Source organism: Aeromonas popoffii (assembly GCF_000820025.1).
Taxonomy (GTDB): domain Bacteria; phylum Pseudomonadota; class Gammaproteobacteria; order Enterobacterales; family Aeromonadaceae; genus Aeromonas; species Aeromonas popoffii.
This window is the reverse complement of record NZ_CDBI01000079.1, coordinates 169394-185800: the sequence shown is the minus strand read 5'-3', so window position 1 is coordinate 185800 and position 16407 is coordinate 169394. Positions and strand designations below refer to the sequence as shown.

Sequence of the window (16407 nt, the reverse complement as noted above, 5' to 3'; positions counted from 1 at the left end):
TGGTCAATGGAGCATATTGGAAGCTGTAATCCACGGGCGGTAGCGTGTGTTTTTGGCCAACCCAACAAAACACGTAAGAACTGAAAGAGCGCTCTCCCAAAAGGAGCCACAGTAGCTAAGTCTATAACCTTATATAGTTAATTTTATTGGCGGATATTATGATTAAAAAACTGTCTATCTTAACCATTGCTATAACTAATTTGTTTGGCTGCGATCAAATATATCCAGTGATAGACCAAGAAGATTTATGTGAAGTAAATAAATGGCAGAAAGATGTAACCGCTGCATCTTGCAAGCCAGGTCAGAAGGTTGTTTTCCTACCAGATTCATTTGGTAATGAACAGTTACCTGTCATTTTTTCTGCCGTTAATTGCGATCATCGATTCAGTATCGCACTGACAAATGGTGGTGTATCTTGCATCTATGCACCACTCCAAATCATAGAGCAAAAAAAACCGGCTAAATAAATTTAACGCTCACCTTTTTAAACCATAGCAAAGCTATGCTATCACTCATGCGAAATTATTTTCGTTATCAGAACGATAGTATTAATTACATGATAATACCATCGTTCAATGAGTGGGGAAATATTATACATCAACACACTTATAAACTAGTAAAAACTGACTAACCTTAGATACACACATACATTATGAAAAGTATAATTAAAGCAAGCTTGATTATTTCTATATCATTGTTCGGGGTAAGCGGTTGTAGTGCATTCAAAATATACGACAATATCCGAAGCCCAGAAGCACTTGGAAGTTATTATCAAGATGACAAGACCAAAAGCTTTGCTTGGAACGTCGGTGCATATGCAGGCTACCCATGGGTCCTAAGCGATCATACATATGACAAATCTATCGATATGATGGTTAACTCGACTTCATATGCAATGAATCTAACGTCAGATCTTGGGAGCGCCCTTGCAGGGGGGGCACTAGGGTTGGGTGCTGGGTTTATTGGAGGACTGACGGAAGGCTATCCACTAAAGCCATCTGAAGTGTGGACTGCAAAGCTTGAAAATGGTGAGACATATAATCAGAGTCGCGTAATCGAACGCTTCATTATCAATAATTTCAAAGTCAGACCTGTTGAGCCCGATGACACGCCCAAGATTAAGCTAAGACTGGGAATGATTGATATCAATAAAATCACTTGTGTGGAGAACAAACCTTACCAGTATACCCACGAATGTACGCTGCCAGGCGTGAGCTACTCCACTATTTATATCACTGCAGCCCGCCCTGCGACGGGAGAAGAATTTGGAAAAATCCTCAATCTCAAGCCTGGCAGATATGGAGTTTTTTTAACCAGAAATGAGTCGGATTTGATCCAAAAAGATGATGCCCCAGATGTCTATTTTTATATGAAGGACGGTGTTTATAAGTCAGGCAAGAACACACTACCCTTGATCAGCCCGCGTGAAGATGGTAAGCGGTTAGTGCTTATCGATGGCAAAGCTGAATTATTGTAACTCAGCATCATATAGAAATCCCTACGCACCTGAACAGATTAAATATTGAGAGCTGTAACACTGCCAATAAAGATTAGTTATTGCGGTAAACATTGTACTTAATTTCGTTCAGCATCAACATACAACTATTATCCCAACATAAGAGGCTAGCCATCTCTCATGTAAGTGAGGTGTGACAGCGGTTATTAATACGTTAAGTTTTAATAGACCTATAGGATTTATCCATGATCAGAAAGGTGGGTGTCCCAGATTTCTGCTACCAGCATTTTTTAAGGAGATTTATAATGCGTTTCGTTTCATTAATATTTTTAGCAATTACTCTGCCTGCCTCTGCAGCAAAATATATAGAATTGGAAGGTGGTGTTACCACGATTGTTGATAAAACCCCAGAGAAATCATTTCATCAAAAATATGCTGCTGGCCGAGCACACTATGTCATAGAAATAAATAAAGATAAGAATGGATGGTTGTTATCTAATGGTAAAATTCGATACCTACAACAGTTCGAAAAAGAGCGACACTATGAGGCTACATATGTATGTGGCAATGCTTTGAATAAAGGTTATTTAAATAAGGAATACAGAACTGCCATGGATAACATGCATTCACCAGAAAGAGTTAAAATACATGTTGGAAAAAGCCTTGATATAGCGTTTAAAAATATAACCCTAGATAAGATCAAAGTTGGGACACAAGCCACGGGCATAGAATTACATGCTGTCTCAGGAAAATCTAACTCATCTGTTTACTCAGACCTCGTCGTTACAAAAATAAGTGATGAAAACCCTTGTGAGTAAACATTGTTAATAAATTTACAGGTACGATTACTTTAAATAAAAAGGCGACCATCCGGTCGCCTTTTTATTTTCTATCGTTTTCCCAATCAGGAATATTACCGAGCCGGTCGCTTGGCACCATTCCCTTTCGCCGCAGGTTTGCCGCCTTGAGACGCGGGTTTGGCACCCGGCTTGGCGGAGCCCGCGCGGGTCGGAGCCTTGCCTTTATTATGGGCGGGTTTGCCAACCGGTTTACCCTGACCTGCGCTTTGGGCAGCAGGCTTGCCGTTACCCGCGCCTTTCTGCAACTGGGAACCCACCGGCTTGCCGCCAGCCGCCTTGTTGCCCGCCCCATTACCACGCTGGTGAGTGATGTTGCTATGGCGCGTCAGGGCCGGTTTCAGCCCCTTGCTGCGACTGCGCTCGGCCTTGGCTTCGCCACGGCCTTCCGGCGGCACCAGGCAGTTGGGACCGTTGCCGATCAGGTGGCCCTTGCCCATTTCCAGCAGGGCTTCGCGGATCATCGGCCAGCCGGCCGGATCGTGATAACGCAGCAGCGCCTTGTGCAAGCGGCGGCGACGCTCGCCCTTGACCACGAACACGTCCCCGCCCTGGCGGCTCACCTTGTTTAACGGGTTTTTCTCGGTGTAATACATGGTGGTGGCGTTGGCGAGCGGCGACGGGTAGAAGTTCTGCACCTGATCGAGCTTGAAGCTGTTGGTCTTGACCCAGAGCGCCATGTTCACCATGTCTTCATCCGTGGTGCCCGGGTGGGCCGAGATGAAGTAGGGGATCAGGTACTGCTGCTTGCCCGCCTCTTTGGAATACTTGTCGAACAGCTCCTTGAAGCTGTAGTAGCTGCCCATGCCCGGCTTCATCATCTTGGAGAGCGGGCCCTCCTCGGTGTGCTCGGGGGCAATTTTCAGGTAGCCGCCGACGTGGTGCTTGGCCAGCTCGCGGATGTAGCGGGGATCTTCCACCGCTATGTCGTAACGCACCCCGGAGGCGATCAGGATTTTCTTGATGCCCTTCACATCCCGCGCCTTGCGATAGAGGCTGATGGTCGGGGTATGGTCGGTATCCATGTGCGGGCAGATGGTCGGCCAGACGCAGGAGGCACGGCGACAGGTCTGCTCGGCCCTGGGGCTCTTGCAGCGCAGCTTGTACATGTTGGCAGTGGGGCCGCCCAGATCCGAGATGACGCCGGTAAAGCCCGGCACCTTGTCGCGGATCTCTTCGATCTCTTTGATGATCGACTCTTCCGAGCGGCTCTGGATGATGCGCCCCTCGTGCTCTGTGATGGAGCAGAAGGAGCAGCCGCCGAAGCAGCCACGCATGATGTTGACCGAGGTCTTGATCATCTCGTAGGCCGGGATCTTCTCCTTGCCATAAGCCGGGTGCGGCACCCGCTGATAGGGCAGGCCGAACACGCCGTCCATCTCGTCGGTTTCCAGCGGGAAGGCGGGCGGATTGACCCAGACGATGCGATCACCGTGGGCCTGGGAGAGCGCACGGGCGCAGCCCGGGTTGGTCTCGTGGTGCAGGATGCGCGACGCATGGGCGTAGAGCACCTTGTCTTCCTTCACCCGTTCGAACGCCGGCAGCTTCACATAGGTTTTTTCCCACGGCTTCTGCTTGGGTGGCTGCACCAATACCGGCTTGGCTTCTTGCTCCACCGGCGCCGTGCCTTCGTCATCCGAGCAGGGCGCCCCTTCCATATAGGGGTTCATGATGGGGTCGATGCGGCCGATCTGATCCAGCTTGCTCGAATCCACCCCGCGCCACTCGGGCAGCGGCTCCTTGCGGATCACCGCGGTGCCGCGAATGTCCTGCATGGTGTCGATGGTCTCGCCATTGGCGATGCGGTGTGCCACTTCGATGAGCGGCCGCTCGGCGTTGCCATAAATGAGGATGTCGGCCTTGGCATCGAGCAGGATGGAGCGGCGGATGGTCTCGGACCAGTAGTCGTAGTGGGCGATGCGGCGCAGGGACGCCTCTATGCCACCGATGACCACCGGCACTTCCTTGAAGGCTTCTTTACAGCGCTGGGTATAGACCAGGGTGGCGCGGTCGGGCCGCTTGCCGCCTATGTCTCCCGGGGTGTAGGCGTCGTCGTGGCGCAGCTTCTTGTCGGAGGTATAGCGGTTGATCATGGAGTCCATGTTGCCCGCCGTCACCCCGTAGAAGAGGTTCGGCTTGCCCAGGCGCATAAAGTCATCCTTCGATGACCAGTCCGGCTGGGCGATGATGCCGACCCGAAAACCCTGGGATTCCAGCATGCGGCCAATCACCGCCATGCCGAAACTCGGGTGATCCACATAGGCGTCACCGGTCACCAGGACTATGTCACAGCTGTCCCAGCCGAGCTTGTCCATCTCCGCACGGGACATGGGCAGGAAAGGCGCTGTGCCGTAGCACTCGGCCCAGTAGCGGGGATAGGAGAAAAGGTGGGTAACCGGCTGCATTTTGAACACCTGGAACAATTCGGGTCGCGCATTATACCGGCAGAGCGAAGCGGGGGCGATGGCTTTTTGCCCCTATAGATCCCACGGAATAGCGCGGCCACTGGCAATAGCAAGGGCGCCCGCAGGCGCCCTTGTGATGATGGTGGGTAGCAACTGGCCCCTGTTGGATTCAAGTCAGGGCGCCGGGGGGGGTGACTCCCCTGCCCCCTTGGCGGCCAGCGCCTCGTCTACCTGTTGATCCCGCGCGCCGGTCATACCGGCTTTACGCGCCAGCAGATGATAGATGGCAGGCACCACCAGCAAGGTCACCAGCGTCGCCAAGGAGAGGCCGAAGAAGACCACGGTACCCACTGCCATCCGGCTCTCGTAGCCCGCCCCCATGGAGAGCATCAGTGGCACCGCGCCGATAATGGCCGTGAGCGAGGTCATCAGGATAGGGCGCAGGCGGCGCACCGAGCCTTTGATTATCGCCTCCTCGAACCCTTCGCCACGCTGGCGCAACTGGTTGATGAACTCAACGATGAGGATGCCGTTCTTGGTCACCATGCCGATCAGCATGATCATGCCGATCTGGCTGTAGATGCTCATCTCCTGCCCCGTCAACCAGAGACCGAGCAGACCGCCGAAGATGCCAAGCGGCACAGTCACCATCACCACCGCCGGGGTCAGCATGCTCTCGAACTGGGCCACCAGCACCAGATAGACCACCAGCAGGGCCAGCGCGAATATCATCACCATCTCGCCCTGGTTATCGCGATAGTCCTTGGACTCAACGGCATAATCCACCGTCATGCCGCTCGGCAAGTTGGCGTCGGCCCAGCCATCGAGAAAATTGAGGGCTTCGCCGAGAGTGTGATCAGGATGCACATCCGCCGTCAGGGTGATCGCCTTCTGCCGCTGGTAGTGGTTAAGGCGGTTGGCCGTCGCCACCTGCTTGACGGTGGCCAGGGTGGAGAGACTCACCATCTCGCCACTGGCGGCCTTGAGGTAGATGAGGCTGAGATCCGAGACGCCGTTGAACTCGGTCTGGTTGCCGCGCAGGTAGACGTCATACTCCTCCCCCCTGTCCACATAGGTGGTCTTGCTCACCCCGCCCAGCATCGCCTGCAAGGTGCTGGCAACGGTGGAGACCGGAATGCCGAGCTGGCTGGCGCTGTCGCGATTGATGGTCACCTGCAGCTCGGGGGTCTTCTCGGCATAGTCCAGATCTGGCGTTAGCATCAGACCGCTGGCCTGCGCCGCTTTCTGCAGCGCCAGCCCCTGTTGATACAGCTCGGCATAGTCATTGCCCTGCAGCACGAACTGCACCGGCGCGGTGGAGCCCCCCCGGAAACCGGGCTGGAAGGTGCGGATCATCACGTCGGGAATGCCGACCAGTTTGGCGCCCAGCGAGCGGGAGAATTCGGTGGCGGTGACATCACGCTCGGCCCAGTCGGAGAGCTGGATGATCACCATGCCGGTCTGGTCGCCGCCACGGCCAAAGGCGGGGGTACTGAAGCTCATGGCCTGCACCACGCCATCCCCCAGCATCGGCATGATGGCGGCTTCCACCTGCTGCATGTTGCGCTTCATCCGCTCTATGCTGGTTCCCTCAGCCCCCTTGACGAAAACGAACACCACACCGCGATCCTCGGTGGGGGTGAGGCTGTTGGGCAGCAGGCTGAACAGGGCGCCGATGCCGCCAAGACAGAGCAGCAGCACCAGTGGCACCCAGCGGGAGTGGCGCAGCACTTGCGCCAGCCATGCGCGGTAGTGCAGTTCGACCCAGCCAAGGCCTCGGTCGAGGGCGGCGGTCAGCCGGTTCGGCCGATCGAGCGGGCGCATCAGCCAGGAGCCCATGGCGGGCGTGAGAGTGAGCGCCACCAGCGAGGAGCAGAGCACCGCGAGCGAGAGTAATATGGCAAATTCGGTAAAGAGCCGCCCCACCATGCCATCCATAAAGGCGATGGGGACGAACACCATCACCAGCACGGCGGTGGTGGCGATCACCGCAAAGCCCACCTCGCGGGTGCCGTGCCAGGCGGCAAGCAGCGGTGGCTCGCCCCGTTGCAGATGATGGTGGATGTTCTCCACCACCACGATGGCGTCATCCACCACCAGACCGATGGCGAGGATCAGCGCCAGCAAGGTGATGAGGTTGATGGAAAAGCCGAGATACCAAGCGCCGATGAAGGCTGAGATGAGCGACACAGGCACGGTAATGGCCGGGATCAGGGTGGTGCGCCCCTGCCCGAGGAACAGGTATAGCACCGCCACCACCAGCACGGCACAGATGGCCAGGGTCATGTAGACCTCGTCGATGGCCTGCTTGATGAAAATGGTGGAGTCGTAATCGACCTCGAGCACAGCCCCTTGTGGCAGGAAGCGCTGCATCTCGACGATCTTCCTCTCGATCCCCTGCGCTACCGCCAGCGGGTTGGCGGTGGACTGGGCCACTATGCCTATCCCCAGGCTCTCGCGGCCGTTGCGCTGATAGGCGCTGTCTTCGTTCTTGGCCCCCACCTCCACGTCGGCGATATCCGCCAGGTAGATGCTTTGGCCGTTGGCGGCGGTGCGGATCTGCAACTGGCGGAAATCATCTGCGGTGTGATAGAGACGGGCGATCTGCACCGACATGGTCATGGAGTTGTTGCGGATCTCGCCGCCCGGCAGTTCGATGTTCTCCCGCTTGAGGGCCTCCTGCACGTCCGTCACCGTGATACCACGGGCCGCCATGTCGGCGGGCCGCAGCCGCACATACATCACCTGGGTCAGGTCGCCGGAGAGCATCACCTCGCTCACCCCGTCCGCCAGACTCAGGGGATCGACCAGCACCCGGTTGGCGTAATCGGTCATGGCGGTGCGATCCATCTGGCTGCTACTGAAGTTGAGCCAGATCGCCACGTCGCCGTTGCCGTTGTCCTTGGTGACCATAGGTTCATCCACACCATCCGGCAGCCTGGGGCGGGCGCGGGAGATGGCGTCACGCACATCCGAGGTGCCCTCCACCATGTTCCAGCCGAGCTTGAACTCCACCGTGATGACGGAGCGCCCCTTGCGAGTCACCGAGTTGATGTTCTTGATGCCGCTGATGCCGGAGAGCTGATCCTCGATGGGCTTGGTGACCTGGCTCTCCATGACGGCTGGCGCCGCCCCCTCATAGGTGGTGGAGATGGAGACGGACGGCGTCTGCACGTCCGGCATCTCCCGCACCGTCAGCTTGCTGAAGGCCACCAGACCGAACACGGTCAGCAGGGCACTCACTACCACGGCCACCAGCGGGCGACGTACAGAGATATCGGAGAGCCACATCAGCCTTTTACCTCCGCCAGATCGTTCACGCTGACGCCGTCACGCAGATTGACCAGCCCCTCAACCGCGATGCGATCGCCGACCTTCAGCCCCTCGGTAACCCACACCTCCTCGCCATGGGTATCCCCCAGCACCACGGGCACCCGCTTGACCAGGCCATCAGGCTCGAGCCGATAGACGAAGCGCAGCTCGCCGGCATACTCCACCGACTGGGCCGGGATCAGGGTCATCTTCTGGGGCGGCAGGGAGAGCGCCAGGTTGAGCAGCATGCCGGGCCGCAATTGACCGTCGGGATTGGGGATGATGACGCGCGCCTTGATGTTCTGGGTATCGTTGGAGACACGGCTGTCCAGGGTTTCCAGCACGCCACGAAACGCTTGATCAGGCCAGGCCGAGCTGGTTGCCGTCACCGCCATGCCGGGACGCAACTGAGAGAGATAGCGCTCGGGCACCGCCAGATCGAGCCGCAACTTGGCCAACTCATCGAGATGAAGCAGGGTATCACCGCTGTTGACCAGGGCCCCTTCACTGAGATCAATCAGGCTGACGGTGCCGTTGAAGGGAGCCTGCAGGGTGCGCAGCGACAACTCGTATTTGGCCGCATCGGCACGGGCCTGGGCCTGGGCCACTATGGCCTCCTGCCCTTCCAGCTCGGAGGTGGTGATGGCACCGCGCGCCACCAGCCGGCGCATATCCCGCAGCTTGCGGGCCTCATCGCGCACGCTGGCGTTCTGCTCCGCGAGCTCCGCCTGCTGCTTGCCCGCATCCAGCGCTATCAGGGTATCGCCCTGCTTGACCTGCTGACCGGAACGCACCGCTATCTTGACGATACGCCCTGTCACCTCGGGGCTTATCACCACGGAGCGGTTGGCGGCCAGCTTGCCCACCAGCTTGATGGTGGGTTCGGCCAGGCTCTGCTTGACGGTTTCGGTGCGGATATTGACCTGTCTGGCCGGCGCTTTGGGGGCCGGTTCGGTGTGACGCAGCGCCCAGACACCGGCAACCACGATAAAGAGAAGGCCCGAGCCGAGCCAGATACGCATTTTCATCGAACAATCCATGAAGAGTGAAAGGGTAAATCCAGATTGGGGCCATTTTAGCCACAGACTATGCCGTGACTATGTATAAATGTGACAAAACGTAACAGGAAGGCGATGAGATCACTGCATTTTTTGCGGTTCTATTTTTTTTCCGGCTACCTCGCTTACACTAACGACAGTTTCCTTTGTAACGCCAGATAGCTGCCTATGCTCAACGTGTCCGACGCCCGCTTTCCCACACGCCTTACTTGGCTGCTGTTCGCTCTGGTCACCCTGCTGATTGGTCTGACCTTGCGACAAAACCTGAAACAGATAGAGAGCCTCTACCTGAGCGACACCCTCAATAGTGCTATTCACCTTCAGGATCAGTTCCAGAGGACCGACACCTTTCTCGAAGCGATGCGCGGTCAGGCCGAAGAGCGGCTGCGCAGCGACCCTCAATCGGCGCTGACCCGCCAGCTCTACAGCTATATCCAACAACTGCCGGATCAGGGACTGGTACTCGACAAGCTCCCCGCCGACCTGCCTGCGGGGCTGGCAGGCAACCTCACCGGGGAAGGCCCATTACCTCCCCCCGGCAGTGAGCGGGAGGCGCGATTTCATCTGGCGCTGAGTCTCTCCCCCTTGCTGGCCACCGCCAGCCAGCGCCTTGGCGAGGAGATCGCCTGGGTCTACTTTACCGGTGTGGACAACTTCATCTACCTCTACCCATGGATCCCCTCCAGCCAGTTCCGCTTTAGCCGCAGCATCTATGAGAAGCACTACTGGCAGGATGCGCTGATGTCACCCAACCCCACACAGGACACCATTCTCTCCCGCCCTTACGAAGATTTCGCCGGACTTGGCACCATGGTCACCATGTCCCAACCTCTTTACAAAGACGGGTCGCTGGTGGGGATGATTAGCATGGATATTCTGCTCTCACGCCTGCAACTGCAACTCGATCGGCTGACGCCCGCGCTGGGGCAGTATCTGCTTCTCAACCAGTACCATCAGGTGCTAGCCAGCAGTACGAAGGAACCGCGAATCCCCCAGGATCTTGCTCCAACTGTACAGTACCAGTGGCGAGAGGGGGCATTGCAACTGACGCTAGCTGTCCCCGATACCCCCTTGCTGCTGGTGCACAGCGTCACTCTGCTGCCGCTGGCATGGACCCTTGCCTACCAGTCCGCTCCAACCCTGCTCGCCATCCTTTTCTTGCTGCTGGCGGCCCTCTCCAATCTGAGGTCCCATCGCCTCAACCAGCGGCTCAACTATCTCTCCTGTCATGATGCCCTCACCGGTGCCTTCAACCGCCACTATCTGGTCCTGCTGGAGCAAACTGGCAGCCTGGCGCGGCTCCGGCCGGGAATGCTGATGTTCGACGCGGATCACTTCAAACGGGTTAACGACAACTTTGGCCATGCCGTTGGCGATATCGTGCTGATCCGGCTGGTACAAATCTGCCAGCAGCAACTCGGCCCATCAGACCGCCTGGTCCGCTGGGGCGGTGAGGAGTTCCTGCTACTGATCGGCCACAGCGACGTATCCCGTCTCGGCGAACTGGCGGAACAGATCAGGATCGCGGTCGCCGACCACGACTGGGCCACCATCGAACCTGATCTGGCTGTCACCATCAGCCTCGGCTATTACCCCCACGAGGAGAGCGTCCAGCTCCATGAAGCGGTGCGCCGCGCCGACATGGCGCTTTATCAGGCCAAGGCCAACGGACGCAACCGCAGTGAAAGATGGCTGGGTGACGCCTCCTGACTTGCGAGGTAAGCTGGTCACCCAACCCTTTTTTGGAGGAAAGTTGTGCCACGTAAACCCCGCGTAGGGCTCGCTCTCGGGAGCGGCGCCGCCAGAGGATGGGCCCACATTGGTGTCATCCGTGCCCTTGATCGCCTCGGCGTCAAACCAGATCTGGTAGCAGGTTGCTCAATCGGCAGTTTCGTCGGCGCCGCCTATGCTGCGGGCAAGCTGGACAAGCTCGAGTCCTGGGTTCGCGGCTTCAGCCGGCTGCAAGTCGTCGGCCTGCTCGATCCCGCCCTCTCCGGCGGCCTGTTTCGCGGTGAGAAGGTATTTGGTCTCGCCGCCAGCCATCTGGGGGATCCCGATCTCGAGAACCTGCCCATCCCCTTCGCCTGCATCGCCACCGAACTCGACACCGGCCGCGAGATCTGGCTGCAACGGGGCTCGCTACGCCAGGCAGTGCGCGCCTCCTGTGGCATGCCGGGGATCCTCACTCCAACCCGGGTCAACGACCGCTGGCTGGTAGATGGCGCCGTGGTCAACCCGGTTCCCATCTCGCTGGCCCGCGCCATGGGCGCAGAGGTAGTGATTGCGGTTAACCTCAACAACGACATGCACCAGCCCTGGACCGACGGACCGGATCAACCGGGTGGCGGCGGCTTGCTCAGTCAGTGGCTTAATCGCGGCGAATCGGCACCGGCCACTCCCGGTCTGTGGAGCGTGATGAGCGGCTCTATCAACATCATGCAGGAACGGATCACCCGCGCCCGAATGGCGGGGGACCCGCCGGAAATCCAGCTTTGTCCACGCCTGGGCAGCTTCTCCATCATGGATTTTCATCGTGCCAGCGATGCCATCAACGAGGGGGAGGCCTGCGTCGAACGCAACCTTGATCAGCTCAAGGAGGAGCTGGGCCGCCTCGGGTTGCTGTAACCCTCCCCCCAATCGCACCAATAATAAAGAGCGCCTTGCAGTGTAATGCCAGTCAGTTAAGCACTTTTGTGACTGAACATTCGAAATGTTGAATAACAGGAACGGTGCCATGGTTAACGCGTCAATGTGGCTGACACCTTTGCCCTGATGGGCATCCAATAAAAAGAGGGAGGCATTTATGCCTCCCTCACTCTTTGGCCCTTATACCTCGCGGGCTGAGACTCACTTTCTCTTAACTGACTGGCATTAGCTTTGCCGCACTCTTTTTCTAGAACAGCCCCAGCCCTTTGAGCATCACGATCAGGATCAACAGCGGCGATACGTAACGAATGATGAAGAACAGTGGTTTGAGGATCGGCAGAGCCAGCTCGCCGCCATTGGTCAGAGCATCGCGCATCTTCTCCTCACCCCATACCCAGCCCACAAACAGGCAGAGGAAGATACCGCCCAGCGGCATCAGTATGTTGGAGGAGAGGTAGTCAAACAGATCGAAGAAGGTCTTGCCCGCAATCTGCACATCCGCCAGCGAGCTGTTGGAGAGCGCACAGGTGGAACCCACCGCACCCAGTACCAGCAGGTTGATCAGGGTCGCCTTGGGGCGGCTCATCTTGAAGCGCTCGGAGAGCACCGAGACCGGCACTTCCAGAATGGAGAGCATGGCACCGGTGGCCGCAATAGCGGACAGTACAAAGAAGAGCACCATGAAAACATGGCCAAACGGGATACTGGCAAACACTGCCGGAATGGTGATGAACAGCAGGGAGGGGCCGGCCGAGGGCTCGAACCCGAAGGCAAACACGGCTGGGAAGATGGCGATCCCCGCCAGCATGGAGACAAACAGATCGGCGCACATCACCCGGAAGGTGGTAAGCGGAATGTTCTGATCATCCCGGAAGTAGCTGCCATAGGTCATCATGCAACCCATACCGATGGAGAGCTTGAAGAAGGCCAGCCCCATGGCGGTCAGTACCACGGCCCCGGTGATCTTGGAGAAATCTGGCGAGAAGAGGAAGGCGAGACCTTCGCTCGCCCCCGGCAGAGTCAGACTGCGGATACCGATGACCAGCAGCAAGATAAAGAGCACCGGCATCAGCTTCTTGGTGACCGCTTCGATCCCCTTGGAAACCCCCATCAACAGTATTCCCCCCATCAGCGCCAACACCAGCCATTGCCAGAGCAGGCTCTGCAGCGGGTTGGTGATGAGCGCATTGAAGGCAGCCCCCGTGACCGCAGGGTCGGTCGACAGTATCTCGCCACTGATGGCCTTGAAGATATAGGCGAACACCCAGGCCGCCACTTCGGAATAGAAGGACATGATGAGGAAGGCGGCGACCACTCCCATCACGGCAATCAGCCACCAGGGTTGCCCCTTGGGGCTCAGTTTGCTCAGAGTTGTCACCGCATCGGCCTTGCCCTTGCGACCCAGCATGATCTCGGAAATCATCACCGGCAATCCCACCAGCAGGGTGGCAATCACATAGACCAGCAGAAAACCGGCGCCGCCGTTTTCACCCGTCAGATAGGGAAATTTCCAGATATTGCCCAGCCCGACGGCAGAGCCCAGGGTGGCGGCAAGAACACCAAATTTACTGGTAAAGCCATCTCTGACCTGGGGAATGGTTTGACTCATACTTGTCTCACTGTGCGCATCACGCGAAGGATAATACTGATTTTATAGCAGGAATTTTCTGAGGATTAATCCGGCTTTCCAAGAAATTTTCGTTAAAATCCCGGACGAGAGCACAATTAGCCAAATTTAATTAACTGAAGTGGTTATTAGATGGATAAAAAAATGCCGCCTCAATGGCGGCATTTTTGTCAAAGCCCAAATAAATCAAGCCTTGGCAATATCGTCCGGACCGATCTGGCCAATTTCGGCGACTTTCTTGTCAGCCAGCAGCCAGAGGGTGAACTTGTGCAGCTCCGGGTGATGCGCCAGTGCCACCAGGAAGGCGCCACCAACTTCACGATAACCCAGTTCATAGTTCTTCAGGGTGGTCGGGGGAACACCCAGCAGATCGGCAAACTTGGGACGGCTTAAACCGACCGCTTCACGGATCTGACGGATCTTTTTACCAACAGTTACGATATTTGAATTCATATTGTTCAATACTCCGTACGGCGGATTAACTCCACCTTTATTTTTCGCGACGACTCGTAGTCAAGTGTATCAGTTTTGAACGGACTCGTTATGGTCGAGCCTCTATCTTTAATCAGCGTCTTTCGACGACAACCCTTGCAAACATTGGGGATGGTAATCGCTCAACCGCCTCAGGTAAACAGTCTCGAAAAGAAACCTTTATTGTTGCAGCAGAAATAACTCGTATAATCCGCTAGCTATCCCTAAAGAGTAGGAACTCATGGCACTCCCCGGCATAATCTCCTGTTTACAACCAGTTTCAACACCCGCAGACCTCACCCGCCAGTTGATGCAAGGCCAGCAGACACGCGCCGAAGCCTTCTGGTTACCTGCGGCCATGCATGATCAGGCGGCAGCGATTTTGACCGCGCTCAATGATAAAAGCAGCCTGTTTCTCGAACAGCCCGTGCCCGGCCTGCCCCTGCGCAGTCACGATGGAGTCTTGCAAGAAGACGGACATCTGCTGCTCGGTAATGGCCAAAGCCTTGCCCTTGCCAACGGGCAGGGAGACGGGGGTCTGGTGCCTGAAAGCGGGCTCGCCGAGATGGCGCTCTGGCTGGAGGCGGGTCATCGCCATTTTCTCTGTTCAGCTGCGGTTCAGCCCGTGGCGCGGGCCATCCTCAACATCTGGCCCCTCGACCCCTACCTCGCCCGTCATTTTTTGCTCAGCTTCACACCCTTACTGTGCGAAGCAACCGAGGCCGATTATCTGGCGGTATTCCAGGCGAGGGTATCTCCCTCTATGGCGCAATCTGACTGGGTTCAGGCCTATATTAAACTCGAAAAGAAGCTGCACAGAGCCTATTTGGATCACTAATTAATTCGGATAAACAGCCAGTTATCCACGCGACACAATTTGCCATATGTATTATGTGTGAGCTTGATCATGTTTTGAAATCGGCATAGAGTGCGCCACGTCATCGGAATGACGTCGGCTGTTCGTGAAGGGTGAAGGCATTGCTTACGCTGCTACCCGCTCGCTTGTGCACCAGGAATGTGTGCCTCCCGGATGGAACCGGGATCCCTGCCAGACTCAACGCTGTTGTTCGGCAGAGCCTGCAGCTTACATAAATTAAAAAGTGCGAAGCACGTGAACAACGTGCCATCTCTACGAGGATTTTTTTATGATGAAAATGGCCCCTTCCTTGATCGCCATCGCTATGGCTACCATGGGTGCAACTGCAGCTCACGCCGCTGACGACATCTACTTCGGTGCCGGTGTCGGTGCTGCCCACTTCAACGGTCTGAACAAGATCGAAGGCGTGAACACTGGCGAAGAAAACGCGGCGGCTGCCAACGCCTTCGTTGGTTACAACTTCACCGAAAACTTCGGTACCGAATTAGGCTACCAGTACGCTGGCCGTGGCAACACCGATGGCAACCGTTACGAAAACCAGGGTGCCACCCTGTCCGGTATCGCTCGTCTGCCGCTGGGCGGCGACTTCTCTGCCTTCGCTGAAGGCGGCGCCTACTGGGCTCACACCGACGGCATGGGCACCAGCGATACCAGAGTATCCCCGCTGGCTGGCCTGGGCGTGACCTACAAGGTTAACGACGCGCTGGATCTGCAAGCTCGCTACCGCTACATGTGGGACGTGGCTGACCTGCAAGTCAACGATGTACGCTACAAGTCCAACCAGAGCGTTGCGACCCTGGAAGCCGTATACCACCCGTTCCGTTCTTCCTACGTAGCGCCGGCTCCGGCTCCGATTGTTGAAGAAGCTCCGGCTCCTGCCCCGCAGGTTGTTGAGAAGAACTTCGCCCTGAACTCCGACGTGCTGTTTGCCTTTGGCAAATCCACTCTGAAGCCGGAAGGTGTTGCCGCGCTGAATACCCTGTATCAGCAGATCGTCGACGTGCAGCCGAGAGATGGCAGCGCCGTGGTCGTCGGCTTTACAGACCGCATCGGTTCTGAAGCACAAAACCTGAAGCTGTCCGAAGCTCGCGCCCGTACCGTTGCTGACTTCTTGGTGAGCAAGGGTATGGCTGCCGGCAAGGTCACCATCGAAGGTCGTGGCACCGCCAACCCGGTCACCGGCGCCCAGTGCGACGGCATCAAGGCCAGAGCACAGCTGATCGCCTGCCTGGCACCGGATCGTCGCGTAGAAGTTCGCATCTCTGGCGTAAAAGAAGTTCAGAAATAATCTGACTTTGTTCCGATGATGTGAAAAGGGGATGCCACGGCATCCCCTTTTGTTTTCCCGCTTTCCATTGATTAATAGTGAACGCAGCAAGACGCGACACTTTCTGTCAAACCGTCTCCCCCGCCACACGCCCTGCTTGTTCGCTCAAACCCGCACAAGTGCTGGATACCTGTACAGAAACTTGATAAAAGTGGGTCAAAAGAATACAGTTACTCTGCTTGTGAGGGATTAGATGAACTTTTAAAAGTGCTTATTGTCCGGTTAGTTGTCCATGAGGCCAAGACTTCATGAGTATCCAGGATACCGTCTCTTTTTTCATTCAAGCCAGTCGTGATACACCATGGAAGTCGCAGCTGAATTGTCACCTGTGACCGGTATAACTGATTAGAGTGCGCAGTACGCCCTAGCAC

The 16407-nt window shown here is 56.6% G+C and carries 12 protein-coding genes; 7 read left to right on the top strand and 5 right to left on the bottom strand.

All coding sequences use genetic code 11. The features are described from left to right. Window positions 1–158: 158 nt before the first annotated feature. The 3 genes from BN1129_RS23575 to BN1129_RS23570 all read left to right on the top strand — a co-directional run bounded on the left by BN1129_RS23575 (window position 159) and on the right by BN1129_RS23570 (window position 2274). Window positions 159–467 carry a hypothetical protein gene (locus BN1129_RS23575; RefSeq protein ID WP_157013457.1) on the top strand — a complete coding sequence of 103 codons (309 nt, stop codon included), beginning with the start codon at window positions 159–161 and terminating at the stop codon, window positions 465–467. 185 nt (window positions 468–652) lie between these two features. Then, complete coding sequence (locus BN1129_RS17580; protein ID WP_157013456.1) at window positions 653–1477, top strand: hypothetical protein; 825 nt, start codon at window positions 653–655, stop codon at window positions 1475–1477. 284 nt (window positions 1478–1761) lie between these two features. Beyond that, window positions 1762–2274 carry a hypothetical protein gene (locus tag BN1129_RS23570; RefSeq protein WP_157013455.1) on the top strand — a complete coding sequence of 171 codons (513 nt, stop codon included), beginning with the start codon at window positions 1762–1764 and terminating at the stop codon, window positions 2272–2274. A gap of 95 nt (window positions 2275–2369) precedes the next feature. Here BN1129_RS23570 and BN1129_RS17575 read toward each other — a convergent pair whose 3' ends face one another. From BN1129_RS17575 to BN1129_RS17565, 3 genes are all read right to left on the bottom strand, one after another. Further along, complete coding sequence (locus BN1129_RS17575) at window positions 2370–4718, bottom strand: YgiQ family radical SAM protein (protein ID WP_042038283.1); 2349 nt, start codon at window positions 4716–4718, stop codon at window positions 2370–2372. A 174-nt stretch (window positions 4719–4892) separates the two neighbouring features. After that, window positions 4893–8009: an efflux RND transporter permease subunit gene (locus BN1129_RS17570; RefSeq protein ID WP_042038281.1), complete on the bottom strand. Its 3117-nt coding sequence runs from the start codon at window positions 8007–8009 to the stop codon at window positions 4893–4895. After that, window positions 8009–9058, bottom strand: a complete 1050-nt coding sequence (locus BN1129_RS17565) for an efflux RND transporter periplasmic adaptor subunit (protein ID WP_042038280.1) — start codon at window positions 9056–9058, stop codon at window positions 8009–8011. The genes BN1129_RS17570 and BN1129_RS17565 overlap by 1 nt, the downstream gene beginning before the upstream one ends. Window positions 9059–9256: 198 nt before the next feature. On the opposite strand from BN1129_RS17565, the gene BN1129_RS17560 reads away from it, so the two are divergent. Both BN1129_RS17560 and BN1129_RS17555 read left to right on the top strand, forming a co-directional pair. Next, window positions 9257–10798 (top strand): sensor domain-containing diguanylate cyclase, encoded by a 1542-nt coding sequence (locus BN1129_RS17560; RefSeq protein ID WP_042038279.1) that lies wholly within the window; start codon window positions 9257–9259, stop codon window positions 10796–10798. Between the two features lie 45 nt (window positions 10799–10843). Further along, window positions 10844–11713, top strand: a complete 870-nt coding sequence (locus BN1129_RS17555; protein ID WP_042038277.1) for a patatin-like phospholipase family protein — start codon at window positions 10844–10846, stop codon at window positions 11711–11713. A 268-nt stretch (window positions 11714–11981) separates the two neighbouring features. Here BN1129_RS17555 and BN1129_RS17550 read toward each other — a convergent pair whose 3' ends face one another. Together BN1129_RS17550 and BN1129_RS17545 are read right to left on the bottom strand one after the other, a co-directional pair. Continuing rightward, window positions 11982–13343: a sodium-dependent transporter gene (locus BN1129_RS17550; RefSeq protein WP_042038275.1), complete on the bottom strand. Its 1362-nt coding sequence runs from the start codon at window positions 13341–13343 to the stop codon at window positions 11982–11984. 204 nt (window positions 13344–13547) lie between these two features. Continuing rightward, window positions 13548–13814 (bottom strand): helix-turn-helix domain-containing protein, encoded by a 267-nt coding sequence (locus BN1129_RS17545; protein ID WP_005298604.1) that lies wholly within the window; start codon window positions 13812–13814, stop codon window positions 13548–13550. Window positions 13815–14073: 259 nt separating this feature from the next. Between BN1129_RS17545 and BN1129_RS17540 the strand changes: the two genes are divergently transcribed. Both BN1129_RS17540 and ompA read left to right on the top strand, forming a co-directional pair. Beyond that, window positions 14074–14670: a hypothetical protein gene (locus tag BN1129_RS17540; RefSeq protein ID WP_042038273.1), complete on the top strand. Its 597-nt coding sequence runs from the start codon at window positions 14074–14076 to the stop codon at window positions 14668–14670. Between the two features lie 307 nt (window positions 14671–14977). Further along, a complete protein-coding gene (gene ompA / locus BN1129_RS17535; protein ID WP_042038272.1) occupies window positions 14978–15997 on the top strand; it encodes a porin OmpA in 1020 nt (339 codons plus the stop codon). The last annotated feature ends 410 nt before the right edge of the window (window positions 15998–16407 follow it).